This window comes from Microbacterium sp. UMB0228 (assembly GCF_002871415.1).
Taxonomy (GTDB): domain Bacteria; phylum Actinomycetota; class Actinomycetes; order Actinomycetales; family Microbacteriaceae; genus Microbacterium.
Map to the genome: position 1 here is coordinate 157,437 of NZ_PNFU01000005.1, position 25,037 is coordinate 182,473.

At 71.0% G+C, this 25,037-nt stretch carries 22 protein-coding genes and 1 riboswitch; of the genes, 9 read left to right on the plus strand and 13 right to left on the minus strand.

Annotation, left to right across the window (positions count from 1 at the left end):
* The first annotated feature begins 7 nt into the window (after nucleotides 1-7).
* Nucleotides 8-322 (plus strand): hypothetical protein, encoded by a 315-nt coding sequence (locus CJ226_RS12995; protein ID WP_102209430.1) that lies wholly within the window; start codon nucleotides 8-10, stop codon nucleotides 320-322.
* Here CJ226_RS12995 and CJ226_RS13000 read toward each other — a convergent pair.
* Both CJ226_RS13000 and rlmN read right to left on the minus strand, forming a co-directional pair.
* Nucleotides 310-1,800, minus strand: coding sequence for a DUF4407 domain-containing protein (locus CJ226_RS13000; protein WP_102209431.1), 1,491 nt, complete (start codon nucleotides 1,798-1,800; stop codon nucleotides 310-312). The two genes, CJ226_RS12995 and CJ226_RS13000, sit on opposite strands and share 13 nt — an antisense overlap.
* Nucleotides 1,801-1,922: 122 nt before the next feature.
* Nucleotides 1,923-3,212, minus strand: a complete 1,290-nt coding sequence (gene rlmN / locus CJ226_RS13005; protein WP_240743037.1) for a 23S rRNA (adenine(2503)-C(2))-methyltransferase RlmN — start codon at nucleotides 3,210-3,212, stop codon at nucleotides 1,923-1,925.
* A gap of 131 nt (nucleotides 3,213-3,343) precedes the next feature.
* Between rlmN and CJ226_RS13010 the strand changes: the two genes are divergently transcribed.
* Genes CJ226_RS13010 through CJ226_RS13020 form a run of 3 tightly spaced genes read left to right on the plus strand, consistent with a single transcriptional unit; the run spans nucleotide 3,344 to nucleotide 5,467 of the window.
* Nucleotides 3,344-3,982, plus strand: coding sequence for a bifunctional 4-hydroxy-2-oxoglutarate aldolase/2-dehydro-3-deoxy-phosphogluconate aldolase (locus CJ226_RS13010; RefSeq protein WP_102209432.1), 639 nt, complete (start codon nucleotides 3,344-3,346; stop codon nucleotides 3,980-3,982).
* A gap of 37 nt (nucleotides 3,983-4,019) precedes the next feature.
* Nucleotides 4,020-4,721, plus strand: a complete 702-nt coding sequence (locus CJ226_RS13015) for an ankyrin repeat domain-containing protein (protein ID WP_102209433.1) — start codon at nucleotides 4,020-4,022, stop codon at nucleotides 4,719-4,721.
* Nucleotides 4,718-5,467 carry a sulfite exporter TauE/SafE family protein gene (locus CJ226_RS13020; RefSeq protein ID WP_102209434.1) on the plus strand — a complete coding sequence of 250 codons (750 nt, stop codon included), beginning with the start codon at nucleotides 4,718-4,720 and terminating at the stop codon, nucleotides 5,465-5,467. The genes CJ226_RS13015 and CJ226_RS13020 overlap by 4 nt, the downstream gene beginning before the upstream one ends.
* Nucleotides 5,468-5,546: 79 nt before the next feature.
* On the opposite strand, the gene CJ226_RS13025 is transcribed toward CJ226_RS13020, so the two are convergent.
* Nucleotides 5,547-6,380 (minus strand): NAD(P)-dependent oxidoreductase, encoded by an 834-nt coding sequence (locus CJ226_RS13025; RefSeq protein ID WP_025104853.1) that lies wholly within the window; start codon nucleotides 6,378-6,380, stop codon nucleotides 5,547-5,549.
* Between the two features lie 79 nt (nucleotides 6,381-6,459).
* On the minus strand, nucleotides 6,460-7,218 hold the full coding sequence (locus CJ226_RS13030) for an SDR family NAD(P)-dependent oxidoreductase (RefSeq protein ID WP_102209435.1): 759 nt from the start codon (nucleotides 7,216-7,218) through the stop codon (nucleotides 6,460-6,462).
* A gap of 133 nt (nucleotides 7,219-7,351) precedes the next feature.
* Between CJ226_RS13030 and CJ226_RS13035 the strand changes: the two genes are divergently transcribed.
* Entirely contained in the window at nucleotides 7,352-8,077 is a 726-nt protein-coding gene (locus tag CJ226_RS13035) for an aminoglycoside 3'-phosphotransferase (RefSeq protein WP_102209436.1), read from the plus strand.
* A 7-nt stretch (nucleotides 8,078-8,084) separates the two neighbouring features.
* Here the strand turns inward: CJ226_RS13035 and CJ226_RS13040 are convergent, their stop codons facing one another.
* From CJ226_RS13040 to CJ226_RS13060, 5 genes are all read right to left on the minus strand, one after another.
* Complete coding sequence (locus CJ226_RS13040; RefSeq protein ID WP_082802978.1) at nucleotides 8,085-9,557, minus strand: amino acid permease; 1,473 nt, start codon at nucleotides 9,555-9,557, stop codon at nucleotides 8,085-8,087.
* 9 nt (nucleotides 9,558-9,566) lie between these two features.
* Nucleotides 9,567-10,937 (minus strand): glutamate decarboxylase, encoded by a 1,371-nt coding sequence (locus tag CJ226_RS13045; protein ID WP_062637110.1) that lies wholly within the window; start codon nucleotides 10,935-10,937, stop codon nucleotides 9,567-9,569.
* Between the two features lie 100 nt (nucleotides 10,938-11,037).
* On the minus strand, nucleotides 11,038-11,829 hold the full coding sequence (locus CJ226_RS13050) for an energy-coupling factor transporter transmembrane protein EcfT (RefSeq protein ID WP_102209437.1): 792 nt from the start codon (nucleotides 11,827-11,829) through the stop codon (nucleotides 11,038-11,040).
* Entirely contained in the window at nucleotides 11,826-13,280 is a 1,455-nt protein-coding gene (locus CJ226_RS13055) for an ABC transporter ATP-binding protein (RefSeq protein WP_180964599.1), read from the minus strand. Before CJ226_RS13055 ends, CJ226_RS13050 begins: the two co-directional genes overlap by 4 nt.
* Nucleotides 13,280-13,921: an ECF transporter S component gene (locus tag CJ226_RS13060; protein ID WP_062637114.1), complete on the minus strand. Its 642-nt coding sequence runs from the start codon at nucleotides 13,919-13,921 to the stop codon at nucleotides 13,280-13,282. The genes CJ226_RS13055 and CJ226_RS13060 overlap by 1 nt, the downstream gene beginning before the upstream one ends.
* Nucleotides 13,914-14,023: riboswitch (TPP riboswitch) on the minus strand. (Overlaps the previous gene by 8 nt.)
* A gap of 77 nt (nucleotides 14,024-14,100) precedes the next feature.
* Between CJ226_RS13060 and CJ226_RS13065 the strand changes: the two genes are divergently transcribed.
* Nucleotides 14,101-15,591, plus strand: a complete 1,491-nt coding sequence (locus CJ226_RS13065) for a D-alanyl-D-alanine carboxypeptidase family protein (RefSeq protein WP_102209438.1) — start codon at nucleotides 14,101-14,103, stop codon at nucleotides 15,589-15,591.
* A 51-nt stretch (nucleotides 15,592-15,642) separates the two neighbouring features.
* Here the strand turns inward: CJ226_RS13065 and CJ226_RS13070 are convergent, their stop codons facing one another.
* Nucleotides 15,643-18,027 (minus strand): ABC transporter transmembrane domain-containing protein, encoded by a 2,385-nt coding sequence (locus tag CJ226_RS13070; RefSeq protein WP_257996653.1) that lies wholly within the window; start codon nucleotides 18,025-18,027, stop codon nucleotides 15,643-15,645.
* Nucleotides 18,024-19,751 carry an ABC transporter ATP-binding protein gene (locus CJ226_RS13080; RefSeq protein ID WP_102209439.1) on the minus strand — a complete coding sequence of 576 codons (1,728 nt, stop codon included), beginning with the start codon at nucleotides 19,749-19,751 and terminating at the stop codon, nucleotides 18,024-18,026. Before CJ226_RS13080 ends, CJ226_RS13070 begins: the two co-directional genes overlap by 4 nt.
* A 203-nt stretch (nucleotides 19,752-19,954) precedes the next feature.
* Between CJ226_RS13080 and CJ226_RS13085 the strand changes: the two genes are divergently transcribed.
* Both CJ226_RS13085 and CJ226_RS13090 read left to right on the plus strand, forming a co-directional pair.
* Nucleotides 19,955-20,974 (plus strand): hypothetical protein, encoded by a 1,020-nt coding sequence (locus CJ226_RS13085; RefSeq protein ID WP_102209440.1) that lies wholly within the window; start codon nucleotides 19,955-19,957, stop codon nucleotides 20,972-20,974.
* On the plus strand, nucleotides 20,971-21,366 hold the full coding sequence (locus CJ226_RS13090) for a GntR family transcriptional regulator (RefSeq protein ID WP_062637122.1): 396 nt from the start codon (nucleotides 20,971-20,973) through the stop codon (nucleotides 21,364-21,366). The genes CJ226_RS13085 and CJ226_RS13090 overlap by 4 nt, the downstream gene beginning before the upstream one ends.
* A gap of 8 nt (nucleotides 21,367-21,374) precedes the next feature.
* On the opposite strand, the gene CJ226_RS13095 is transcribed toward CJ226_RS13090, so the two are convergent.
* Complete coding sequence (locus tag CJ226_RS13095; RefSeq protein WP_102209441.1) at nucleotides 21,375-22,436, minus strand: enoyl-CoA hydratase/isomerase family protein; 1,062 nt, start codon at nucleotides 22,434-22,436, stop codon at nucleotides 21,375-21,377.
* Between the two features lie 110 nt (nucleotides 22,437-22,546).
* Here CJ226_RS13095 and CJ226_RS13100 point away from each other — a divergent pair, with 110 nt between their 5' ends.
* Nucleotides 22,547-24,478, plus strand: a complete 1,932-nt coding sequence (locus CJ226_RS13100; protein ID WP_102209442.1) for an ATP-binding cassette domain-containing protein — start codon at nucleotides 22,547-22,549, stop codon at nucleotides 24,476-24,478.
* 55 nt (nucleotides 24,479-24,533) lie between these two features.
* Here CJ226_RS13100 and CJ226_RS13105 read toward each other — a convergent pair whose 3' ends face one another.
* Nucleotides 24,534-24,983 (minus strand): hypothetical protein, encoded by a 450-nt coding sequence (locus CJ226_RS13105; RefSeq protein ID WP_025104866.1) that lies wholly within the window; start codon nucleotides 24,981-24,983, stop codon nucleotides 24,534-24,536.
* Nucleotides 24,984-25,037 lie beyond the last annotated feature (54 nt).

A 25,037-nucleotide genomic window follows, 5' to 3' on the forward strand; every position in this document is an offset into this window, starting at 1 on the left:
TGGACCAATGACAGTTCTCACGACCAGCTTCGGGCTCGATCTCGGTCCAATTCAGCGGGATTGGACCATCGGCGAGCTTCTCGCATGGCTCCAGGACGACGCCCGCACGCACGACCCGGCCCTCCGTGAGCCGCTCTCCCGCATCGAGGCCGCCGTGACCGGCACCCCGTGGCCGAGCTCCCCGTCCACGGTCGCCTTGATCCGTTCTCTCGCGCTGGCGTCTCGGGCCGGGAATCTCTCCCGCCTTCGAATCGCCCACTTTGTCCCGAATCCGGCCGAGATGGAGCACAGTGAGCGATTCGAAACGAGTCAGGTGGCCTGAGCCCCGGCGCCGGAGACGGGAGTGGTGACGATGTCGGCGCGGTCACGGAAGCCCTCCGCCGTGACCCTGTCCAGGGCGACCTGCTTGCGGATGGCCAGCGCCTTCTCATAGAGGCTCGGGTCGCCGTAGCTCGTGAGCACCTTCACCAGCACCGGCAGCAGCTCGATCATGAAGAACAGCGCCGCGATGAGGATGTGCGCCCAGAGGATCGCGGGCTCCTTCTCGCTCAGGCGGTTGAGGCCGCTGATCTGGCTCAGCAGCCCCACCGCCCCGGCGTTGCCCTGCGCCACGGAGTCCGCGCGGGCGTTGTAGGCCGCGAGCGCCTGCTCGTACGTGTCGCGCGCGGCGGGGAGTTCGTCCTTCGCCTGCTGACGGTTCTGCGACTCCGAGGCCGTGGTGTTCTCCTTGGCGGCGCTTCCGGCAGCGGCGAGCTCCTCGTTCGCGGTCCGGAGCTGGGCCGCGAGCGCGTCGTAGGTCTGCTGGGCCTCGGCGAGCTGGGCCTGGGCGGCCTGAGAGCTCGCGCCCTCGCCGTTCACGCCAGTGCAGCCGGGGACGGTTCCCGCACCCTCGCCCGTGAGCTCGCACTGGTACAGAATCCGCGCCTGGTCGATCACGGCCTGCTGCTCCGTGAGCTTGTCCGTCAGGTCGTCGACCGTGGACTGGGCGGCGGACTCGGTCGCCGACGACGACTCGGTCCCGGCGACGATGCCCGTCGCCGCCTGGTTCTCGAGCGCCGCGACACGCTCGGATGCCGCATCCAGCGCCTTCTTCTCCGGGCCGGTCTCGAGCGCCTCCTGGTCGGCCTGGGCCTGGACGATGTTGGTCGCGGCGACCTCGCGCGAGATGTCGTTGTGGAAGATCTGCAGAACGAGCGGCTCCGCGACGACGAAACCAATGATCGCGGCCATGATGACGCGGGGGATCGCGAGGCCGATGAGCTTCCAGACGTTGCGGGTCGACGTCATGGTCGAGGTGAGGAAGCGGTCGAGGTTGAAGATGATGAGCGCCCACACGATCGCGAGCGGGATGGCGAGCCAGACCGCCGCGCGCACTCCCGTCGTGAGAGCGAAGAGCATGGAGATCGCGCTGACGAGGGCGGTGCCGGCGAGCACGAAGAACATCTGCACGAAACGCGGGGTCTCGCCGGGGACGCGGTCGAGGATCTCGCCCTCCGCCCCGCCAAGAATCGCGAGAGCACGGAGGCGCTCGGCGGCGGTGCGACGACGACGCGACTTCCGGACGCGCGGCGGACGCGCCTTCCGGTCGGGGACGGGCTCCGCGTCGACCGGGGCGTCGGGCGCCGTCACCGGCTCGGGCGTCGGGTCGTCGGACGCGACGTCGGACTGCGCGGACGTGTCGCCGGTCGGCTCGTACTCGCGGAGGAAGTCGAGGTCATCCGTCTCGGCGTTCGGGTCGCCGTCGAGGATGATCCGACCCTGCGAGTCGAAACGACCCGGGCGGTGGGCGGAATAGGGCATCCCGATAATCTACGAAACTCCGCCTGTGCATACCGTGGAAGATCCCTTGGACGGGCCTTCGAGTCGCGCGAATGGCGGCATCCGGGCCGGATGTGGAGCCAGGTGAGCGATTCGAACCGGGGTCAGGCCATCGCGGCGGCGGCAGCCTCATCCTCGGTCGTCGCGACGAGCTGTCCGCAGGCGCCGTCGATCTCCTTGCCGCGAGTGTCGCGGAGGGTCGTCGGGATGCCGGCGTCGTTCAGCCGTCGCACGAACTCGTCCGTGACGTCCTTCTCCGACGAGGTCCAGATCGAGCCCGGCGTCGGATTCAGCGGGATCGGGTTCACGTGCACCCACCCGCGACCGCGTTGGTTGAGCTTCTCCGCCAGCAGGTCGGCCCGCCAGGCGTGGTCGTTCATGTCCTTGATGAGGGCGTACTCGATGGACACGCGGCGCCCGGTCTTGGCGTAGTAGTCGTAGGCCGCGTCGAGCGCCTCGTCGACCTTCCACCGCGAGTTCACGGGGATGAGCTCGTCGCGCAGGTGGTCGTCGGGGGCGTGCAGCGACAGGGCGAACGTGACGGGGATGTTCTCGTCGGCGAGCTTCCTGATCGCGGGCACGAGCCCCACGGTCGACACGGTGATGCCGCGGGCGCTCATGCCGAGACCGTCGGGCTGCGGGGCGACCATGGTGCGCACCGCATCCATGACGCGCTTGTAGTTCGCGAGCGGCTCCCCCATGCCCATGAAGACGATGTTGGAGACGCGCTCCATGCTGTGGTCGTCGCGCTTCTTGCCGCCCAGCTCGCCGTTCGCGATGGCCCGGTTGGCCCGGACGATCTGCTCGATGATCTCGGCGGTGGACATGTTGCGCGTCAGCCCCGCCTGGCCCGTGGCACAGAATGGGCAGTTCATGCCGCAGCCGGCCTGGCTCGACACGCACAGCGTGATGCGGCCGGGGTAGCGCATGAGGACCGACTCGACGAGCGCGCCGTCGTGCAGACGCCAGAGGAACTTGATGGTGTCACCGCGGTCGGTCTCCAGCCGCCGCACCTCGGTCATGAGGGGCGGGAGCATGCCGGCGACGAGCTCGTCGCGGATGCCGGCGGGGAGGTCCGTCATCTCCGCGGGGTCGGACGTGTAGTGGCGGAAGTAGTGCGTGGCGAGCTGCTTGGCGCGGAAGCCGGGGAGTCCGAGCTCCTTCACCTTCTCGATGCGCTCGGCCGGGGTGAGGTCGGCGAGGTGGACCGGCGGCTTGCCGCGCTTCGGGCTCGCGAACTGCAGCAGGGGGCGCCCCTCGGCGTCCTTCTTCTGGGTCCACCCCTCGGTCGCGGGGCGCACCTGCGGGGCGCGGGTCTCGCGGATCGCCCCCGAACGGGACGACGCGGGCGCAGTCGCGGGGCGCGTCTCGGGTGTGCGGGGGTTCTCGGCCATCCCTCCAGGGTACCGGGATGCGGGTGGAAGGCGGCTGGGCGCGGGGGCTGCCGTCGAGCGGCCCTCCCACCGCTTGTAATGACAATTTCTCGTACGCGAGAATGGGCGCATCCCCTCGATCAAGGAGCGCCATGTCCGACCGCCTCACCCGTGCCCGCACCACCGGTATCCTCGCCGTCCTCCGCGCCCCGTCGCCGGAGCTGGCCCTGGAGGCGTCCGAGGCGATCATCCGCGGCGGGGTCTCCGGCATCGAGGTGACCTTCTCGACCCCCGACGCGCCGGCCGTGATCCGCGAGCTCATCACCCGTCACGGTGACGCCGCGTACATCGGCGCCGGCACCGTCACGACGGCGGAACAGGCGACCCAGGCCGCCGACGCGGGTGCCGCGTTCCTCGTCAGCCCTGGCACCCTCCCCGACCTCACGCGCGCCATGCTCGACACCGGCCGCGTCGTGATGACCGGCGCGATGACCCCGACCGAGGTCATGGGCGCCCTCGAGCTCGGCGTCGACGTCGTGAAGATCTTCCCCGCCTCCCTCGGCGGCCCCTCTTACCTCGGTGCGCTGCGCGGGCCCTTCCCGGACGCCCCGCTGATGCCCACGGGCGGCGTGAAGCCCGACAACCTCGCCGACTGGTTCGCGGCGGGCGCGGTCGCCGTGGGGGCCGGTGGCGACCTCGCGAACAGCGCCGCGATCGCGAATGCCGACTGGGCGGACATCGAGCAGCGGGCCGCGCGCTTCGCCGCCGCCCTCGCTGCCACGCGGAGCTGAGCCGCCTCCCTTCGGGAGCATTTGGTATACCGGATGCATGCGGATGCGACGGAGTGAGGCGGTCGTCGTGCTCGCGGGGGCGCTGCTCCTCGCCTCGGCCTGCACGGCTGCACCCTCGTCGCCCCACACGGCACCGACTCCGGAGGCTCCCATGACCGACGCCACGTCCGACCTGCTCGCCGCGGCCGCCGCGGGCGACGCTGACGCCGTCCGCCGCGCGCTCGACGCGGGCGCCGACATCGAAGCCCGTGGCGACGGCGGCATGACTCCCCTGATCGCGGCCACCAAGGCGAACCACGTCGACGCGGCACGGCTCCTGATCGAGGCCGGCGCCGACGTGAACGCGAAGGACGACATCCAGGACTCCGCCTACCTCTACGCCGGCGCCCGCGGGCATGACGAGATCCTGCGGATGACCCTGGCGCACGGCGCCGACCTCCGCAGCACGAACCGCTTCGGCGGCACCGCGCTGATCCCCGCGTCCGAGCGCGGCCTGCTGCCGACGGTCGAGATCCTGCTGGAGGCGGGGGTCGATCCGGATCACATCAACAACCTCGGCTGGACCGCCCTGCACGAGGCGATCGTGCTCGGCGACGGGTCCGCCCGCTACGTCGAGGTGGTGCGCGCTCTCCTCGACGGCGGCGCCGATGCGACCATCCGCGACGGCAACGGCGTGCTGCCGCTGGACCTCGCGACCGACCGCGGGTACGACGCCATCGCCGCCGAGATCCGGCGGTGACAGCGCTCGATCCCTGGGCCTGGGCCGCGCTGGGCGTGGCCGCGGTCGTCATCGGGATCTCGAAGACCGCTCTTCCGGGCGGCAGCATCCTCGCGATCGCCCTGTTCGCCGCGGTCCTCCCCGCACGCACCTCCACGGCCGCGACGCTCCTGCTGCTGATGGTGGGCGACGTGTTCGCACTGCTCGCCTACCGACGGCACGCGCATTGGCCGACGCTGCTGCGCCTCGCACCGGCGGTCGTGGCCGGACTCCTCCTCGGCTTCGCCTTCCTCGCCCTGACCGGAGACGGGGTCGTCCGCCGCGCCATCGGCGTGATCCTGCTGCTCATGATCGCCGTGACGCTGTGGCGGCGGTGGCGGCCGGCGCGGGCGGAGCAGGAGGCCGCGGCCCGGGGCGGCGCGCTGCTGGCCGGCGTCTACGGCACGCTCGGCGGTTTCACGACCATGGTGGCGAACGCGGGCGGGCCGGTCATGTCGATGTACTTCCTCGCCACGCGGACGCCCGTCCAGGTCTTTCTCGGCACCTCCGCCTGGTTCTTCGCGATCATCAACGTGATCAAGGTGCCGTTCCTCGCCGGGATCGGACTGTTCACCGGGCCCGTGCTGCTCACCGATGCGATCCTCGCGCCGCTCGTGGTGCTCGGTGCACTGCTCGGGCTGCGGGTGGCGCGGCGCCTGGACCAGCGGCTCTTCGACCGCATCGTGATCGTGCTGACGGTCCTCGGCGCCGTGTATCTGCTGCTCTAGCCCTTCGACAGGCTCAGGGACCCAACGCTTCGACAGGCTCAGGGCCACAGAGCTGGGTCGCTGAGCCTGTCGAAGCGCGTCAGTCCAGGAAGATGTCCGGGAACAGCGCGCTGTCCGGAGTCCCCGGCACCGCGGCGTAGCCCGAGAAGTCGGTGACGCCGTTCGCCTCGAGCACGTCCTCCACGATCAGCGACTGTCCCGTGTAGGTGCGCGCCGGCTGGGTGAGCACGGCGTAGGCGGCGTCGGCGTAGATGTCGGCGGTCCGACTCGCGGCCATCACCTTGTCGCCGCCGAGGAGGTTCTGCACCGCGGCCGTCGCGATCGTCGTGCGCGGCCACAGCGTGTTGGCGGCGATGCCGTCGGCCGCGAACTCCGCCGCGAGTCCGAGCGTGACCATCGTCATCCCGTACTTCGCCAGCGTGTACCCGGTGTGCGCACCGAGCCACTTCGGGGTGGGGTTCAGGGGCGGCGAGAGCGAGAGGATGTGCGGGTTCTCGGCGTCCTTGAGGATGGGCACCGCGGCCCGGGAGAGCATGAAGGTGCCGCGGACGTTCACGTCCTGCATGAGGTCGTACTTCTTCGCGGAGAGGTCGAGCGACCGGGAGAGGTCGATGACGCTGGCGTTGTTGAGGACGATGTCGATCCCGCCGAACTCGCCCTGCGTCTTCATGACGGCTTCGGTGATGTGGTCGTCGTCCCGCACGTCACCCACGATCGGCAGGGCCTGGCCGCCGGCGGCGCGGATCTGCTCGGCCGCGCTGTGCACGGTGCCCTCGAGCTTCGGGTGTGGGGAGTCGGTCTTGGCGAGCATCGCGATGTTCGCGCCGTCCGCGGCCGCGCGCAGGGCGATTGCGAGGCCGATCCCGCGGCTACCGCCCGACATGAGGATGGTCTTTCCGGCGAGTGTGCTCATGGTTCTCGTTTCGAATCGCTTGATTGGCTGGATTTCCGGGTCGAATCGGGTCATTCAGGCGATTCGAACCGGGGAGGGGTCACCGCGGGGCCATGCGGATGGCGCCGTCGAGGCGGATGGTCTCGCCGTTGAGGTAGCCGTTCTCGACGATCTGCTGCACGAGGGCGGCGTACTCGTCGGGGCGTCCGAGGCGAGCGGGGAACGGCACCTGCTGTCCGAGCGAGTCCTGCGCCTCCTGCGGCAGGCCCATGAGCATCGGGGTCTCCATGATGCCGGGGGCGATCGTGCACACGCGGATGGCGTGACGGGCGAGCTCGCGGGCGATCGGGAGGGTCATGGCGTGCACGCCGCCCTTGGACGCCGAGTACGCCGGCTGCCCGATCTGTCCGTCGAACGCGGCGACGCTCGCGGTGTTGACGATGACCCCCCGTTCCTCGTCGTGCAGCTCGTTCGCGGCGATGACGGCGGCGGCCTGGGAGATCACGTTGAACGTGCCGACGAGGTTGATGCGCACGATGCGCTCGAAGTCGGCGAGGACGGCGGGCGTGCCGTCCCGGTCGAGCACCTTGGCAGGCGGGGCGATGCCGGCGCAGTTCACGACCACCCGCAGCGGCGCGGCGGCCTGTGCCGCGGCGACGGCGGCCTTGACCTCGTCGACGCTCGTCACATCGGCGGGCACGAAGGGACCGCCGAGCTCTGCGGCGATCCCCTCCCCCTTCGACGAGGCGAGGTCGATGATCGTGACGTGCGCGCCTGCGGCCGTGAGCCGACGGGCGGTGGCCAGCCCGAGTCCGGAGGCGCCGCCGGTGACGAGGGCACCCTGTCCGCTGATCTGCATCTGATGTTCTCCTTCGAACGTCGTCGTGCGACATGCATGGAACGCAGTCCCAGCCTATGCGGTTCTTGGTGTCACCGCAGGCCCGCCGCGTCGACCCGAGCCTACGACACCGAGGTTCCGCCAGGATGGAGAGGTGAGCATCCCCGCCGCCTCCGTCGAGGTCCCCGCCCGGGTCCGCGAACTCGCCGCCGGGGCCGCGCTGACCCCCGCGTGGCGCAACGCGATCGGCGGCCTGACCTTCCGCGCCGACGACGGCCGCTACATCAAATGGGGTCCCCACGATCCCGAGGCGAACATGCGCGACGAGGCCGAGCGGATGCGCTGGGCCCGCACCTGGACCACGGTGCCGGAGGTGCTCTCCCAGGGCGAGGACGAGGCGCACGAGTGGCTCGTGACGGCGGCCCTGTCCGGCAGCAGTGCCGTGGATCCGCGGTGGGCCGCCTCTCCGGAGGTCGCCGTGCGCGCGGTCGGGATCGGCCTGCGCCTGCTGCACGACGCCCTCCCCGTCGCGGAGTGCCCGTGGACGTGGAGCCCGGCGGAGCGCATCGCGAACGCCGCCGCCCGCGGCACGACGGTGCCGACGGACCTGCACGAGCCCCCGTCGATCGACCGGCTCGTGGTCTGCCACGGCGACGCGTGCCTCCCCAACACCCTGCTCGACGACGACGGCCGTCCGGTGGCCCACGTCGACCTCGCCGCGCTCGGCGTCGCCGACCGGTGGGCCGACATCGCCGTGGCCGCCATGAGCACGCTGTGGAACTTCGGTCCCGGGTGGGAGGACACGCTCATCGCGGCCTACGGTGTCGACCCCGATCCCCCGAGACTGGAGTACTACCGACGGCTCTGGAACGAGACCTGAGCCGCGCTCACGCCTCGGGATGCGCGTCGCTGAGGAGGCTCCCGTCGGCCGGGCGCCGGTCCCACGACGGTTTGCGCAGCGCGTAGAACAGCAGCGGCGGCGCGCCGAGCACGACGATCACCAGACCGACGATCCACGGGTACGCGGCGGCCGGGAAGGCGGTGAACCCCTGAGGCGGGATGAAGGCGAGCACGAACGCGGCGAGGCAGGCGGCGAAACCGACCCCGGCGACGAACGGCAGGGCCTTCACGCGATAGGCCCGGCGAACGTCGGGCGCCTTCCGCCGCAGCACCATCGCCGAGGCGAACATGAGCATGTACATGATGAGGTACAGCGCGGCGGCCATGTCGATGAGGGCGACGAAGGCTGCACTGACGTTCGGCACGATGATGAAGATCGCCGCGAGGATCGTGACGATCGTGCCCTGGAGCATCAGGATGCCCGACTGGACCCCGGCCTTGTTGCGCTTCTGCAGCAGCGGCGGGAGCAGCCCTGTCTCCGCCGCCGCCAGCACACCCTTGGACGGACCGGCGACCCAGGTTACGACCGAGGCGAGGGCCCCGGCGGCGATGAGCGCGGACACGACGGCCGTCGCCCACCCCATGTCCCAGTGGTCGAAGTACTCCCCGAACGCGAGCATGATGCCGTTCGTCAGCCCGAGTTCCTTCTCCGGCACCGCGACCGCGATCGCGATGGTGGGCAGGATGAAGACGAGCAGGATGAGGCCGGCGGCGAGGAACACGGAGCGCGGGTAGCCCTTGCCGGGATCCTTCATCTGGTTCACGTGGACCGCATTCACCTCCATACCGGCGTAGGCGAGCACGTTCGACACGATCAGCACGATGGAGGCCAGCCCCGTGAACGGCGGGATCATCGCCGAGGCATCCAGCGGCACCTGGCTCTTCTCTCCGCTGAACACCCACACCGCACCGAACACGATGAGCAGCACCGCCGGGAACAGCGTGCCGATGATGCCGCCCCACGAGCCGAGCTTCGCGAAGAGGTCGCCGCCGCGGAGGGTGACCAGGGTGGACCCCCAGTAGAAGACGATGATGACGACCGCGGTGAAGAACCCGGAGCTGGACAGCGAGGGGTCGAGGAAGACGAAGGCGAGGGCGCCGGCCACGAACGCGAGCTGCGTCGGGAACCAGACCACGTTCTGGATCCACTGCAGCCACACCGCGGTGAACCCCCAGCGGTTGCCGAGGGCCTCGCGCACCCAGACGTACACGCCGCCCTTCCACCCCGTCGCGAGTTCGGCCGCGACGAGAGCCGTGGGGATGAGGAAGAGGATCGCCGGGATGATGTAGAGCGTGACGCTGCCCAGGCCGTAGATCGCCATCGCCGGCAGCGAGCGCAGGCTCGCCACGACCACGAGGGTGAGGAGGGCGAGCTGCCCGACGCCGAGGACGGCGACGGCGGGACGGGAGACACGCGGCGTGGAGGCGGCGCCGGCGGCACCGGACTGCGAGGCGGACATGTCGGCCCCCTAGTGGTGGAACGCCGAGTCGGGGTGGTCGGACGGCATGGGAGCCGTGAGCGCGTCGAGGTGGGCCACCTCGGCGGTGATGGCGTCGAGCAGTTCGGCGGCCAGGTCCATGCTGAGCCCGTTGCGCACGACGATCCGCTGCACCGTGAGGTCTTCGAGGTCCGCGGGCATGGGATAGGCGGGCACGAGCCAGCCGCGCATCCGGAGGCGGTCCTGGAGGTGGTACAGCGTCCACTTGTCGGTGTGCCCGTCCTTCAGGCGCCAGGCGAAGACGGGGATGTCGCTGCCGTCGTTCCACAGCTCGAACGCATCGAGCTTCGCGATGCCCGCGGAGAGGAACTTCGCCACGTCCTGCGAGGCCTGCTGCACGGCCCGGTAGCCCTCGAACCCGAGGCGGAGGAACAGGTAGTACTGCAGCAGCACCTGAGCGCCAGGGCGGGAGAAGTTCAGGGCGAAGGTCGGCATCTCCCCGCCGAGATAGCTCACCTTGAACACCAGGTCCTCCGGCAGCCATTGCGCGTCGCGCCAGACCACCCATCCGAGACCCGGGTAGACGAGACCGTACTTGTGACCCGAGGTGCTGATGGAATGCACGCGCTCCAGCCGGAAGTCCCAGACCAGGTCGGGCTGGAGGAACGGGGCGATCATCGCGCCCGAGGCGCCGTCCACGTGGATCGGGATGTCGAGACCCGTCTTCTCCTGGATCGCGTCGAGCGCCGCGGCGATCTCGGCCACCGGCTCGTACATGCCGGTGTAGGTGACGCCCATGATGGCGACCACCCCGATCGTGTTCTCGTCCACGTACTTCTCGAGGTCGTGGCCGTCGAGCGTCTTGTGTTCCTCACTGATGGGCACGTAGCGCGGTTCCACGTCGAAGTAGTTGCAGAACTTCTCCCAGCACACCTGCACCGCGCTCGACATCACGAGGTTCGGCGTGGAGGCGTCCTTGCCGGCGGCACGGCGGGCCTGCTGCCAGCGACGCTTGAACGCGAGACCGCCGAGCATGCACGCCTCGGAGGAGCCGATGGTCGACGTGCCGATGCTGCGAGCGGCGTCCGGCGCCTTCCACAGGTTCGCGAGCATGTGCCAGCAGTTGTCCTCGATGGCGGCGGTCTGCGGATACTCGTCCTTGTCGATCATGTTCTTGTCGAAGGAGGCCATGTAGACCTGCTTCGCCTCGTCGTCCATCCAGGTGCTGACGAAGGTGGCGAGGTTGAGGCGCGCGTTGCCGTCGAGGATGGTCTCGTCCTCGACGATCTGCTTCGCCGTCGCGGGAAGCGACTCGGAATCCGGGATGACGTGTCGCGGTGCGACGGTGGCCTCACCCGGCCGCGTGAAGAGCGGCTGGTCGTCGGCGGAGGAGATGCTCATGGGACGTCCCTTTCGGTCGGTGTCGATTGGCACTGTCTCCTGCGGACGCTAGACCGGCCGCCGAGCCACCTCTACGGGCCCTCGTCCGAAAGGGGTGAGGTCAGGACGGTCCGAGGATGAAGTTCCAGGCGCCGGTGGCGACCGCCGCGGCGATCGCGATCCCGGAGATCGCGGCCCCGACGGCGAGGAGGGCCCACTCGGGGGCGCCGAAGCGGGACTCGCGCGCCCAGGTGCGACGACCCGGGGCGCCGAAGCCCCGCGCCTCCATCGCGGTCGCGAGCTTCGCGCCGCGGCGGATCGACAGGACGAGCAGGGCGAAGGCCATGCCGAGGAAGCGTCGGATGCGGCCGCGGTCGGCCACGCCGCGGGCTCGACGCGCCAGTTCCAGAGCCCGCCAGTCATCGAGGAACAGCCCCACCATGCGCAGTCCGGCGAGCGCGCCGAGCACGAATCGGGCGGGCAGGCGCAGGATCTGCCCGAGGCCGTCGGCGAGATCGGTCGGATCGACCGTGATGAAGAGCACCACCGAGGGCAGGGCGATCGCGAGCACCCGAAGCATCGTGGCGACGGCGAGCGCGAGCGACCCCTCGCTGATGCGCAGCACGAACCAGTCGACGTAGACCGTGCCGCTCGTCTCGCCGTACAAGGCGATGGTGAGCCCTGTCAGCGGCGCCGCGAGCCAGACCGGCCAGGTGCGCACCCAGAACTCCCGCCACCCGATGCCGGCGAACAGGAACAGCACCCCTTCGAGCACCAGGGCGATCCCCGCCGACACCGGATCCAGCGTGAGGATCAACGGCACGGCGATGAGCGCGCTCACGCCGAGCTTCGCGACCGGGTTGATCCGGGCCACGACGCCGGCGCGGGCGCGGGTGTCGGCGAGATCCGTCATGCCGGCGCCCCCAGGGCGAAGCGGGTGGCGTGCAGGGCGCGCGCCACGTCGAGGTCGTGCGTGACGGTGACGATCGCGGAGCCCTCATCCCGCAGGGTGGCGAGCATCGCGACGAGCTCGGCCCAGGTGCGGGCGTCCTGTCCGAACGTCGGCTCGTCGAGGATCAGCACCCGGGGTCGCGTCGCGATCGCGGCCGCGACGGTGAGACGGCGCTTCTCCCCACCCGAGAGCGTGTACGGGTTCGCGGCTCCCAGCGCGGACAGGCGCAGGCGGGCGAGCAGTTCGTCGACGCGCGCCTCGACCTCGTCCTCGGGGACGCCCAGCGCGCGCGGGCCGATGGCGAGCTCGTCCCGCACGGTGGTGGCGAGGAGCTGGTGCTCCGGCTCCTGGAAGACCATGCCGATCCGGGTCAGGAGGTCGCGGGACGCCCAGCGGATCGGCGCGGGATCGGCACCCTGCGCGAGCATCGGCGCCGCGGTCACGGCCCCCTCCGCGGGCGGGAGCAGGCCCGCGAGGGTCAGACCCAGCGTGGACTTGCCCGCGCCGTTCGGCCCGGTGATCGCGAGGGCCTCGCCCGCCCGCACGTCGAGGTCGATGCCGCGGGCCACCGGACGCCCCTTCACCCTCGCCACGGCGAGTGCACGGGCCGACAGCAGCACCTCGCCGGGCACCGCCCGCGGTGCCGGGGGCTCGACGGGAGGATGGCCGGGCACCCAGACGCCGTCCGCGGCCAGGCGTTCCCCCTGCGCACCGAGCACCGCGGCGGGAGGGCCGTCCGCGACCACCCCGCCGGCACCGAGCACGATGACCCGGGTGAGGAGCGGCAACCACACCTCGAGCCGATGCTCCACGACCACGAGGGTGGCGGGGTGCGCGGCGAGCATCCGCTCCACCGCCTCCCTGACCTCGCGCACCCCGTCCGGATCGAGGTTCGCCGTCGGCTCGTCGAGGAGGACGAGACCGGGGCGCATCGCGAGCATGCCGGCGAGGGCGAGACGTTGCTTCTGGCCGCCCGACAGCGCCTTGGTGGGATGATCGAGCGGCACGTCGAGGCCGACGGCAGCGAGCGCCGCCTCGACACGCGGCCAGATCTCCGCACGCGGCACGCCGAGGTTCTCGCACCCGAACGCGACGTCGTCGCCCGCGCGGGCGAGGATCACCTGGGAATCGGGGTCCTGGAGGACGAGACCGGCGCGCCCGCGAGTCGCCACCGCCGGAGCGTCGTCGACGAGGAGCTCCCCCGCGCTCTCGCCCTCCTCCTCGCCGCCGAGCACGCCCGCGAGGCCGTGCAGCAGGGTCGACTTGCCCGCCCCGGAGGCCCCGAGCACGAGAACCCGCTCGCCGGGCTCGATGCGGAACGAGATGTCGCGCAGCGCCCACGCCCGGCGGCTCGCATGCCGCCAGCCCCAGCCGCGCGCCTCGACGACCGCGGGAGCGACCTGCGCCGCCATCAGACGCGCACGCGCGCCTCGCGCCCGGACCCGAAGCGGTCCAGTGCTCCCGTCGCGGCGATGCCGCGGGCGAGCACCCACGACAGGGCACCGGCGATGACGGCGCCGGAGAGCACGGTGCTCACGAGGTAGATCACGGTGAACGCGGGACCGGAGCCGGCGTACCAGAGGATGAGGTTGTTGATGCCTCCCGCGAGCGCAGCGCCGGCACCGGCGAGGATCGCGACGGGCAGCGACCAGCGACGGTAGAAGAACAGCAGGAAGACGAGCTCGGCGCCGAGACCCTGCACGAGGCCCGCTTCGAGCGTGAGGAAGCCACCCCACTGGTTGCCGATGAGCGCCGAGACGACGGCGGCCAGCAGTTCGACGTAGATCGCCGCACCGGCCTTGCGGATGATGAGGCCGCCGAGCACTCCGGCGAACAGCCACGGTCCGTCCAGGAGCCCCTGGAGCCCGGGGAGCAGCGGCTCGAGCAGGGCCTTGGGGCCGAGGTACCCGACGTTCCAGGCCAGGAAGATCAGGCCGGCGGCGACGCCGAGCACGCTGGCGACGACGATGTCGACGATGCGCCACCGCAGATAGCTGCGCGCCGGAGCGCCGGTCGTCTTCGTGGAAGAGGATGCGGACGTGGACGTACTCATGTGAACTCCTCCCTGCGCTGGCATGACCCAGATCAGGTTCGACGGTCGAAGCGCGATTCGCTCCCTCTCAGCCCGGCTCGCCGGACTCCCGTGGTTGTGCTGTCGATCCTAGCGTCTTCCGCCCGCGCGTCCCGAGCCGTGCACGGCGGATTCCTGGCGGCATTCGGTACCGTAAGCGAGTGACCGCTTCCGATCCCCCTGAAGAGGCGTCCGGCGGCGTCGGCGTCGACGCGCGGCCCGAAGACTCCGCCCCCGCGTCCTCGCAGACCGTCGACCCGGTGCCCGCGAACACGACGGAGACCGTCGCGTGGGCCGACGCCTCGACACCGGCGACCGCGCTGACCTGGGTCGACACGGGCGTGGTCGAGGCCGGCTCCTCGACGCCGGAGTTCGACGCCACCCCGGACGCCGAGGCCGCCCCCGGTCTGCTGCGCGACGCGACGCTGCGTCCGGCGATCGCCGGCCCCGGGCTGCTCGTCCCGCTCGGGGTCCTCGCCGGTCTCATCGCCTCCTACGCCGGAAGCACGCTGCTCTGGCCGTTGCACGAGGTCGCCCCCACCGTCCAGGCCGTGGAGGTCACCCCGGTGGCCGCCCCCACCGCTGCCCTCGCGTGGCCGGAGGTGGGCGACGGCGCCGTGGGCATCGCGGGGATGACGACGGCCGCGTCCACGACCGCCCCGGTCAGCATCGCGAGCATCACCAAGGTCGTCAGCGCGCTCATGGTGCTCGACCGCCTGCCGCTCGCGCCCGGAGAGCAGGGCCCCGAGTTCTCCTTCACCTACGCCGACAGCATCCGCTACTGGGACTACCGGATCTCCAACCAGTCCGCACTGGATGTGCCCGTGGGCGGAGTGCTCACCGAGTATCAGCTCCTGCAGGGCACGCTGCTCGGCTCGGCCAACAACTACATCGATCGACTCGCCTCCGAGATCTGGGGATCCAACCGCGAGTTCGCGGCCGCCGCCGAGGTCTGGCTCGGTGAGCGCGGGCTCTCCGGCATCACCGTGGTCACGCCGTCCGGATTCGACGCGCGCAACGTCGCCACCCCGGAGGCGCTCGTGGCTCTCGGCGAGCTGGCGATGCAGAACCCCGTGTTCGCGGAGATCGTGGGCACCCGGTCGGTCGAGCTGCCGGGGGCGGGAACGGTGGAGAACACGAACGGCATGCTCGCGGACCCCGGGGTCGTCGGCATCAAGACCGGCACGCTCGTCGGCTGGAACCTGCTGACGGCCAAGGACGTCTCCGTGGGGGATTCGACGGTCCGCCTCTACGCCGCGGCACTGAACCAGGAGGACGACGAGGCGCGCCTCGCCCTCACGCGCGCGCTGTTCGCGCAGACCGAGGCGGCGCTGCAGGCGCAGGGCCCGGCCGTTCCGGCGGGGACGGTGGTCGGACGTGTCCGCACCGCCTGGGGCGAGGAGGTCGACGTCGTGACCGGTGCGGACGCGGATGTGGTGCTGTGGAACGGGGCGAGCGCGACCGCGACGGCTGTGTTCGATCTCGGCGAGCAGCGCGAGGCGGACGGCGACGTCGGCACCCTCACCACGGCCGGCCCCGTCGACACCACCGAGACCGCACTCGTCCTCGCCGAAGACGTGGACGGCCCGAGCCCGTGGTGGCGCCTCACCCATCCCCTCGAGCTGTTCGGCATCGACGCGGACCGCTCCTGACGACTGACGCCCCCGCTCCAGGTCCGGAGCGGGGGCGTCGTGGCTCTGCGGTCAGGGACGAGGCGTCGCGCCGTCCGCCCCGTCGTCGAGGAGCGCCTGCGCGGCGGCCGCCTCCGCCCCGGGAAGCTGGGCGCCGACGGCGGCACCCGCCACGGCATCGGCCGCCTGCTCCTCTGCGCGAGCCTCGGCGTCGGCCTCTCCCGTCACCACGACCGGAGACGACCCGGTCAGGGCCGCTTCCGCGTCGAGGTCGGTCGCCGCCTGCTCGAACTGCGACTGGTACAGCCGCCAGTACGCGCCCTGCGCGGCGATGAGCTCGTCGTGCGTGCCCTTCTCGACGATGTCGCCGTGCTCCATCACGAGGATGAGGTCCGCGTCGCGGATGGTCGACAGCCGGTGCGCGATGACGAACGAGGTGCGTCCCTGCCGGAGAGCGGCCATGGCGTTCTGCAGCAGCAGCTCGGTGCGGGTGTCGACCGCCGAGGTGGCCTCGTCCAGGATGAGGATCGACGGCTGCGCCACGAACGCCCGGGCGATCGTGATGAGCTGCCGCTCACCGGCCGAGACGTTCGACGCGTCCTCGTCGAGCACGGTGTCGTACCCGTCCGGAAGCGCGTGCACGAAGCGGTCGACGTAGGTCGCCCGCGCGGCGGCCAGCACCTCCTCGTCCGTCGCGGTCGAGCGTCCGTAGCGGATGTTCTCGCGGATGCTCCCGGCGAACAGCCAGGGGTCCTGGAGCACCATGCCGGTGCGGGACCGGAGGTCGTCGCGCGTGATGGTCGAGATGTCCTGACCGTCCAGCGTGATCCGTCCGCCGCTGAGTTCGTAGAACCGCATGATGAGGTTCACGAGCGTCGTCTTGCCGGCACCCGTGGGCCCGACGATCGCGACGGTCTGCCCCGGCTCGACCCGGAACGACAGATCGGTGATGAGCGGACGCTCCGGCGAGTAGGAGAAGGACACGTTCTCGAACTCGATCACCCCCTCCCCTTCGCGGAGAGCAGGAGCGTCAGGGTCGTCGGCCTCCTGCTCATCGGCGTCGAGCAGGTCGAACACCCGCTCCGCCGAGGCGGTGCCGGACTGCACGACCGCCGCCATGCCGCCCAGCTCGGACAGCGGCTGCGTGAACTGCTGCGAGTACTGGATGAACGCCTGCACGTCGCCGAGCCGCAGCTGCCCGCTCGCGACCATGAGCCCGCCGAGCACCGCGATGCCGACGTAGGTGAGGCTGCCGACGAAGGTCATCGCGGGCATGATGATGCCCGAGAGGAACTGCGCCTTGAAGCTCGCCTGGAAGAGCTCCTCGTTCTCGGCCTTGAACTTGTCCAGCGCGTCCTGCTCGCGGCCGAACACCTTGACCAGCGCGTGGCCGGAGAAGGCCTCCTCGACCCGGGCGTTGAGCCGGCCGACCTTGCGCCACTGCGTGCCGAAGGCCTTCTGCGACCGCGGTCCGATGACGCCGAAGATCACGCCCATGAGCGGAAGCGCCACGAGGGCGACGAGGGCGAGCTGCCACGAGATCGAGAACATCATCACGAGCACGCCGATCACCGTCAGCACGGCGGTCAGTGCTCCCGACAGCGACTGCTGCATGGTCTGGGTGATGTTGTCGATGTCGTTCGTCACCCGCGAGATCAGCTCGCCGCGCTGCACCTTGTCGAAGTACGCCAGCGGGAGCCGGTTGATCTTCGCCTCGACGGCCTCGCGCAGCCGCCACATGGTGCGCACCATGATGACGTTGATGACGTATCCCTGCAGCCAGCTGAGGAACGCGGCCACGACGTAGATCGCGAGAACAGCGGCGATCACCCAGCGCAGCGCGTCGAAGTCGATGCCGTCGCCGACCCGGAAGTCGCCGAGCGCGCCCACCTGGTTGGCGAAGTCGTTCTGCCCGGCGTCCCGCAGCGCGTCGACGACGACGTCCTGCGGGGTCCCGGCCGGGAACCCGGGGAAGTCGCCGGTGGGCTGACCGAGCTGGATCGAGATGAAGCCGCGATAGACGATGTTCGTCGCCTCGGCGAGCACCTTCGGGGCGGCGACGGTCAGCACGACCCCGATCGCACCGAGGATCGACACGAAGACGAACCACACTGCGGAGGGCTTGAGCAGCCCGATCATCCGCGCGAAACTCGGGCCGAAGTTGTCGGCCTTGCCCGGCGCGACGCTGTCCCAGTCGCCGGAGTTCTGCCGCGCCTGCTCGGCGAGCTCCGCCTCGTACTGCTCCTCGGCGGTGAGCTCCCGCTCGACCGTGGGCGCCGGCGCCTTGCCCCGTCCGCGACGGCGCCGACCCTGGGTCCCTGAGCTCGTCGAAGGGCCCTGGGTCCCTGAGCTCGTCGAAGGGCCCTGGGTCCCTGAGCGTGTCGAAGGGCCCTGGGTCCCTGAGCCCGTCGAAGGGCCCTGGGTCCCTGAGCCTGTCGAAGGGTCCTGCTCGCTCATGCGTCCACCCCCAGCTGCGACTCGACGATCTCGCGATAGGTCTCGCTGGTCTCCAGCAGCTCCTCATGGGTTCCGACGCCGACCATGGTGCCGCCCTCGAGGACCACGATGCGGTCCGCGTCGGTGATCGTGGAGACGCGCTGCGCGACCACGATCTTCGTCACGTGCGGGAGCTCGCGCCACAGCGCCTGCCGCAGCCGGGCATCCGTGGTGAGGTCGAGCGCGGAGAAGGAGTCGTCGAACACGAGCACCTGCGGCCGGTGCACGATGGCCCGCGCGATCGCCAGGCGCTGGCGCTGACCGCCGGACACGTTCGTGCCGCCCTGGGCGATGCGGGAGTCGAGACCGTCCGGCATCTCCTCCACGAAGTCGCGACCCTGGGCGATCTCCAGCGCGTGCCAGAGTTCCTCGTCGGTGGCGTCCTCGCGGCCGTAGCGCAGGTTGGACGCGACGGTGCCGGTGAAGAGGAAGGGACGCTGCGGCACCAGACCGATGCTGTCCCACAGCGCCTCGACGTCGGCCTCGCGGACGTCTACGCCGCCGACGTGCACGGACCCGCCGGACACGTCGAACAGGCGCGGGATGAGCGAGACGAGCGTGGTCTTGCCCGACCCGGTGGAGCCGACGATCGCGACGGTCTCCCCCGGCTCCGCGGCGAAGCTGACGCCGGTGAGGACGGGGGCGTCGGCGCCGGGGTACGTGAACTCCACGTCATCGAACGCGACCGCGCCCGGGGTCGGGAAAGCGGTGACGCCGTCCACCGGGCGGGTCATGGTGGACTCCGTGTTCAGCACTTCGCCGATGCGCTCGGCGGAAACCGCGGCGCGCGGGATCATCATCGCCATGAAGCTCGCCATGATGACGCCGCCCATGATCTGGCCGATGTACTGCATGAAGGCGAACAGGGTGCCCACCTGCACGGTGCCGTTGTTGACCTCGATGCCGCCGAACCAGATGACGGCGACCACGGTCACGTTGAGGATGAGCATGAACAGCGGGAAGAGCAGCACGAACAGGGAGCCGACCTTGCGGCCGACGACCATGATGTCGGTGTTCGCGCCGCGGAAGCGCTCCTCCTCGATGCGCTCCCGGACGAAGGCCCGCACGACCCGCACGCCCGTGAGCTGCTCGCGCATGATGCGGTTCACGTTGTCGAGCTTGCCCTGGTAGCTGCGGAAGAGCGGGACCATCCGGCCGATGACGAGTGCCGCGAGAAGGAGCAGCACCGGGACGGAGACGGCGATCAGCCAGCTCAGTCCCGCGTTGGTCTGCACGGCGAAGATGATGCCGCCGATCGCGAGCAACGGCGCGGTGACGAGCATGGTCGCGCCCATCATCGCCAGCATCTGCACCTGCTGCACGTCGTTCGTGTTGCGGGTGATGAGGGATCCGGCGCCGAACTGCGAGACCTCGCGCTCGGAGAAGCCGCTGACCTTGCCGAACACGTCGGCGCGGATGTCACGGCCGGCGCCCATCGCGGCGCGGGCGGCGAAGAAGGTCGCGATGACCGAGGCCACGATCTGGCCGAACGACACGGCCAACATGAACAGGCCGGTGCGCCAGATGTACGCGGTGTCGCCCTGTGCGACGCCGTTGTCGATGATGTCGGCATTGAGGCGCGGCAGGTAGAGGGTGGCGGCCGCGCTGGCGAACTGGAAGACCAGCACGGCGACGAGGAGCCACTTGTAGCGTGACAGATATCGGAGGAGGAGTTTTCCCAGCACAGGCGGACTTTCTCGGAAGGAGGAGGTGGCGGGTCTCCCGGCAGACGGATGCCGACCGATGACCGGCCATACGACAGGGTGCCACGAAGCGGCGACATTCGGATCCCCCTCCGGGAGGACCTTCGCTCACAGCGAACCACCGTATGTATCACTTGACTGACACAAGTTGTGATAGACATATGGCACAAAGAACGGAGTCCGCCATGTCGAACCCCACCCCGCCGGACATCATCGGCGCCGTCCTCTCCTCGCCGGCCGTCTTCCTCGTCGTCGGCCTCGTCATCGCTGCGCTGCTCGCCCTCACGCCCTGGTGGCGCACGCGTGCGGCGACGGCGACCCGACTGACGCGCGACGAGGCCGCCGCCGTGAGCGCGCGCTACTCCCCCGAGCGGCGCCTCCTCGCCGTCGGCGCCCTGGTGGTCCTCGGGACGGGGGTGACGGTGGAGGTGCTCGCGCGGTACGTGCTATCGCTGAACGGTGAGGTGTCCTGGTGGCGCTACGCCGCCCCCGTGTTCGCCACCGCCGCCGTCGCCGCCGCCCTGGCACTCGCGGTCAGCGTCGGAGGTGCACGCCATGCGACAGAGCCGGTGACCACCGGGACCCGGCGGACCTGGCTCTCCTTCAGTCCTCGCGGGGGGACCGCCGCGGCAGGCCTCGCGCTCCTCGGACTCGTCCTCACGACGATCGCCGCCGGCTGTGCGTCGTCGAACATCGACGGCGGGCCCTTCGTGTTCCTGGAGATTTCCGCGCCGAACACCGACGTCGACCCGGTGCGGCTGTGGTTCTACGGGTGGGCGTACGGCGTCGCGGTGCTGCTCTGCTGCGCGCTCCTCGCCGGGGCGGTGTTATGGGCGCTGTGGGCGAATGCCACGCGTCCGTTCCTCCGGCCGGAGACCGTTCCCGCGGAGCACCACGAGCGCCGCCGGATCGCCGCGGGACTCGCCCAGGTCGCGACCGGAGGCCTCCTGCTCGCGCTGGCCGCCGCCTGGCGGTTCATCGGGAGCGCGGGACGGATCGGCCCTCTCACGATCGAGGGCGAGGGCACGTTCGAGATCGTCTGGCGCTACGCCGACATCGCCCGCGCGGCCGGCGCCGCGGCCCCTGTGCTGGAGGTCGTCGCCGTGGCCCTTCTGGTCCTCTCGGCGCTGGCTCTGCGGGGCGGCTCCCGCCGGTCGGCAGACCCCGCGACGGCGGCGATGCGGCAGCCGGAGGGGGCGCGATGACGCCGCGCTCCCCGCTGTCCGGCCCCGACGATGCGCTCCCGGCCCGGGACATCTATCGGCAGTTCCGCGGGCTCATCGTCTCCGGGCAGCTCGGTGCCGGCGAACGCCTGCCGTCGGTCCGGCAGACGGCCGGCGACCTCGGGGTCGCACCAGGCACGGCGGCGCGCGCCTACAAGATGCTCGAAGCCGACGGTCTGGTCGTGTCGCGCACCGCGGCAGGCACGCGCGTCGCCGACTCCGCCGCCGTGCTCCCCGGGGCGGTCATCCGGAGGATCCGCGAGCTGGTCGACGCCGCACAGGACGCCGGTCTCGAACCCGGCGACGTCACCGATGTGCTCCGGACGACCTGGGAGTCCCGTCGCCGCGCCGCCGTCGTCCCCGAAGAGAACTGAGGCGCGCGTCAGAACAGCGCGGGCTGCGGCACGTAGTCGCGGGCGGGCGCCCCGGCGTCGGGGCCGAGTTCGGCGAGGGAGGCCGGCTGCCACCGCGGGTTGCGATCCTTGTCGACGAGCTGCGCGCGGATGCCCTCCACCAGGTCGGGGTGTTCGTTCACGAACCAGAGCACCCGGCGGTACTCGCCCTCCAGCGCGGCGCGGAGCCCGATCATCTCCCGGGCCTCCCGCACCGCGTCGAGCGTCACGACGAGGCCCGTCGGAGCCAGATCGTCGAGCAGGTCGGCGACGGCCGCCGCTTCCTCGGTGCCGAGCGCGCGGAGCCGCTCGAGGATTTCGGGCACGGTCGGGGCGGCGAACGCCTCGTCGATCCACTCCCGCGCGGCGGGAAGCGAAGACGGCTCCGGCGTCTCGTCGAAGAGCAGGACGATCTCGCTGGGACTCGTCGGGTCGGCGCGGTAGGCCAGCGCCTCGCGCAGCGCGTCGAGGCGGTCGGAGGGGACGAAATGATCCGCGAAGCCCGCGTACACGGCGTCGGCACCGTTCATCGTGGCCCCGGTGAGGCCGAGGTACTCGCCGAGCCGTCCGGGCGCGCGCCCCAGCAGCCAGGTACCGCCGACGTCGGGCGTGAAGCCAATCCGGGTCTCCGGCATGGCGAGCTTCGAGCGTTCGGTGACCACACGGATCGCGGCATGCCCCGCCAGACCGATACCGCCGCCCATCGTTATCCCGTCGGCGAGCGCGACCACGGGCTTCGGGTACTCCGCGATCATGGCGTTCATCGCGTACTCGCCTCGGAAGAACTCCGCGGCCTGCTCCGGATGGTCGGACGTGATCTGGCCGTGCAGGCGACGCACGTCGCCGCCCGCGCACATACCGCGCTCCCCGGCGCCATCGATGAGGACGATCTGCACGTCGGAGTCGTCACGCCAGGCCACCAGGGCCTCCGTGATGGTGGCGATCATGTCCTCGTCGAGCGCATTGATCGCCTCGGGGCGGTTGAGCGTGAGCCGCCCGAGCGCTCCTTCGGTGCGGATGAGGACACGGGGCGCGGCGGGGGTATCGGTCACGGGTGCCAGGCTACCCCGTCGCGTGCGGCCGGATTCCGCACGAAATGCGGGTTCCGGGGCGGTTTTCCGGCAGGATAGGAGGAACTGTTCATCGCAACGAGAGGTCCCGGATGCCCGAAGGACAGGTGCTCGAGTTCACGAATGTGACGAAGCGCTTCAACGAGGTGACGGCCGTCTCGGATTTCTCCGCCCGTGTCGAGCCCGGCGCCGTCACCGCCTTCCTCGGCCCCAACGGTGCCGGCAAGACGACGACCCTGCGCATCCTGCTCGGCCAGGTGCGCGCCACGTCCGGCACCGCCACGATCGGCGGGGCCGCCTACGCCGAGCTGCGGCAGCCGCTGCGCACCATCGGCGCCGTGCTGGAGGAGACGGCCTATCGGCCGCGCCGCACGGCGAGCCGTCAGCTCACCATCGCCGCGAAGGCCAACGGCATCCGCCTCGCCCGCGTCGATGAGGTGATCTCCCTCGTCGGCCTGGAGGGTGAGGCGGACACGCGCATCGGCGGATTCTCGCTCGGCATGCGCCAGCGCCTCAGCGTCGCCCACGCGCTCCTCGGCGACCCCGGCGCCCTCGTCTTCGACGAGCCGGCGAACGGCCTCGACCCGGAGGGCATCCGCTGGATGCGGCTGCTGATGCGTCGCCTCGCCGACGAAGGGCGCACGGTGCTGGTCTCCTCCCACGTGCTCAGCGAGATCGAGCAGGTCGCCGACCACGTGCTCGTGCTCTCCAAGGGACGCCTCGTGCTGTCGAGCGGCATCGAGACGCTGGCCGATCCGGCCGGCGGCTCCGTGGTCGTCGACTCCGTCGATCGCCCCGGCCTCACGACCGCGCTGGTCGCCGCCGGTTTCGATATCGAGGTGCTGCGCTCCGGGCTGACCGTGCGCGGGACCGACGCCAGCCGCGTCGGCGCCGTCGCTGCGGACGCCGGTATCGCACTCAGCACGCTCGTGCAGCGCGGCCCGACGCTGGAGGACGTCTTCATCGACCTCATGCGGGGCGGCCGCTTCGACACCGCCCCGGCGCTCGATCAGACGGAAGCTCCCGCCGAGGAGGATCCCGACTCCGCGACCGCCGCCGAGGCCCCGGCAGGGGAGTCTCCGACGGACGGCCCGTCGACGGATGAAGCCGCCGGGACCGCGGCTGCGGCTCTCGCAGCCGGCGGCACCGCCGCGCTCGCCGACGACCTGACGCCTCAGGCCACGGGCCCTGTCACCGCCGAGACGATCGCCGATGACACCGCTCCGAGCGACGAGGCGGAGGCCGCCGCGGACGAGGATGCGACCCGGGCCCTTCCCGTCGTCGCCGCCGATGACGACGCGACCCGGATCCTGCCCGTGGTCGACGCGACCTCAGACGCGCAGCCCGCGGATGCGGAGACCGACGCGGAGGCCGAGGGCTCGCCGTCGTTCGACGACATCCTCTTCGGTGCGCCCGCGCCCGTCGCCGAGTCTCCGCGGCGGTCCTTCGCCGCCCTGTTCGCCGCCGCGTCCGCAGACGCGGAGACCGAGTCGCCCGCGCAGCCGGCGGCGACGGACGTTCCGGGCGAGACCGAGACCGAGTCCGAGTCCGAGTCGCCGTCGACGACCGACGAGACCCCCGTCGAGGACGTCGACACCGCTGCCGATGCACCGGCCGACAGCACGAGCACCGACGCGCCCGACAGCGCCTCTGGTGACGAGGAGCCCGCGGGCGTGGAGTTCTTCACCGGCCTGGACGCCTCGTCGGCGGACGACGAGACCGCGCCGTCCGAGGACACCGCCGAGGCCGCAGCGCAAGGCGAGGACGCCTCTCCTGCGTCCGACGACGACGACCCGCGATCGGCCGCTGTGAGCTCGATGCTGGCCGCCGCCGCACGCGCTTACTACGAGGACGAACCGCGCGACTACCCGCTCGCTCCAGCGGAGGAGACGTCGTCCGGCGAGGGGGCTCCGCAGGACGAGATCGGGAGCGACGAGTCGGCAGACGACACGGAGACTCCGGCGGAACAGCACACTCCCGCGGATGACCATGGGGACGAGCACTACGACGAGCACCGCGGCTGAGCCCCTGCAGCAGAACGCCCTCCCGGTCCACCGGGAGGGCGTTCTGCATCCGGGATCAGGCCGGACGTGGTCGGATGACCGGGCGCCGACTGCCCTTCGACACCGGGGTCGGAGCCGTGGCGACGATCTCCTCGACCGTCGTGGGCTCCTCGGACACCGGGAGGCGCAGCGCCTGCGTCAGCGCCAGGCCGTGCCGGGTGGTCAGGATCAGGCGGTTGTACTGCGGATCGCCCTCGAGATCGACGACCACGCTCGGACGTCGACGGCGGATCAGCACGAAGTCGAGGCTCCCCGCGGCCTTCCAGCTCCCGGCGGCCAGCACGCCCGGGATGTGGGTACCCGGATTCGGGACGCCGCGGAGCCAGGTCCAGGCGTCGTCGGTCAGCTGGACCTTGGTGATCGTGTCGCGCACGATGCGGACGTTCTCGCGGTGGAAGGTGGCGGCACGTTCGATGGGCGAGAGCACGACCTCGAGTTGCGTCTGGTCCAGCAACAACGTCACCATGCCCCCAGTCTGCCAGCGCGGTCCTCCCGGTTGGCTGGAAGTTGCTCACAGGAA

Coding starts and splice junctions, on each gene's coding strand:
- CJ226_RS12995 (WP_102209430.1), top strand. CDS start 8: ATGACAGTTCTCACGACCAGCTTCGGGCTCGATCTCGGTCCAATTCAG.
- CJ226_RS13000 (WP_102209431.1), bottom strand. CDS start 1,800: ATGCCCTATTCCGCCCACCGCCCGGGTCGTTTCGACTCGCAGGGTCGG.
- rlmN (WP_240743037.1), bottom strand. CDS start 3,212: ATGGCCGAGAACCCCCGCACACCCGAGACGCGCCCCGCGACTGCGCCC.
- CJ226_RS13010 (WP_102209432.1), top strand. CDS start 3,344: ATGTCCGACCGCCTCACCCGTGCCCGCACCACCGGTATCCTCGCCGTC.
- CJ226_RS13015 (WP_102209433.1), top strand. CDS start 4,020: ATGCGGATGCGACGGAGTGAGGCGGTCGTCGTGCTCGCGGGGGCGCTG.
- CJ226_RS13025 (WP_025104853.1), bottom strand. CDS start 6,380: ATGAGCACACTCGCCGGAAAGACCATCCTCATGTCGGGCGGTAGCCGC.
- CJ226_RS13030 (WP_102209435.1), bottom strand. CDS start 7,218: ATGCAGATCAGCGGACAGGGTGCCCTCGTCACCGGCGGCGCCTCCGGA.
- CJ226_RS13040 (WP_082802978.1), bottom strand. CDS start 9,557: ATGTCCGCCTCGCAGTCCGGTGCCGCCGGCGCCGCCTCCACGCCGCGT.
- CJ226_RS13045 (WP_062637110.1), bottom strand. CDS start 10,937: ATGAGCATCTCCTCCGCCGACGACCAGCCGCTCTTCACGCGGCCGGGT.
- CJ226_RS13050 (WP_102209437.1), bottom strand. CDS start 11,829: ATGACGGATCTCGCCGACACCCGCGCCCGCGCCGGCGTCGTGGCCCGG.
- CJ226_RS13055 (WP_180964599.1), bottom strand. CDS start 13,280: ATGGCGGCGCAGGTCGCTCCCGCGGTCGTCGAGGCGCGCGGCTGGGGC.
- CJ226_RS13060 (WP_062637114.1), bottom strand. CDS start 13,921: ATGAGTACGTCCACGTCCGCATCCTCTTCCACGAAGACGACCGGCGCT.
- CJ226_RS13070 (WP_257996653.1), bottom strand. CDS start 18,027: ATGAGCGAGCAGGACCCTTCGACAGGCTCAGGGACCCAGGGCCCTTCG.
- CJ226_RS13085 (WP_102209440.1), top strand. CDS start 19,955: ATGTCGAACCCCACCCCGCCGGACATCATCGGCGCCGTCCTCTCCTCG.
- CJ226_RS13090 (WP_062637122.1), top strand. CDS start 20,971: ATGACGCCGCGCTCCCCGCTGTCCGGCCCCGACGATGCGCTCCCGGCC.
- CJ226_RS13100 (WP_102209442.1), top strand. CDS start 22,547: ATGCCCGAAGGACAGGTGCTCGAGTTCACGAATGTGACGAAGCGCTTC.
- CJ226_RS13105 (WP_025104866.1), bottom strand. CDS start 24,983: ATGGTGACGTTGTTGCTGGACCAGACGCAACTCGAGGTCGTGCTCTCG.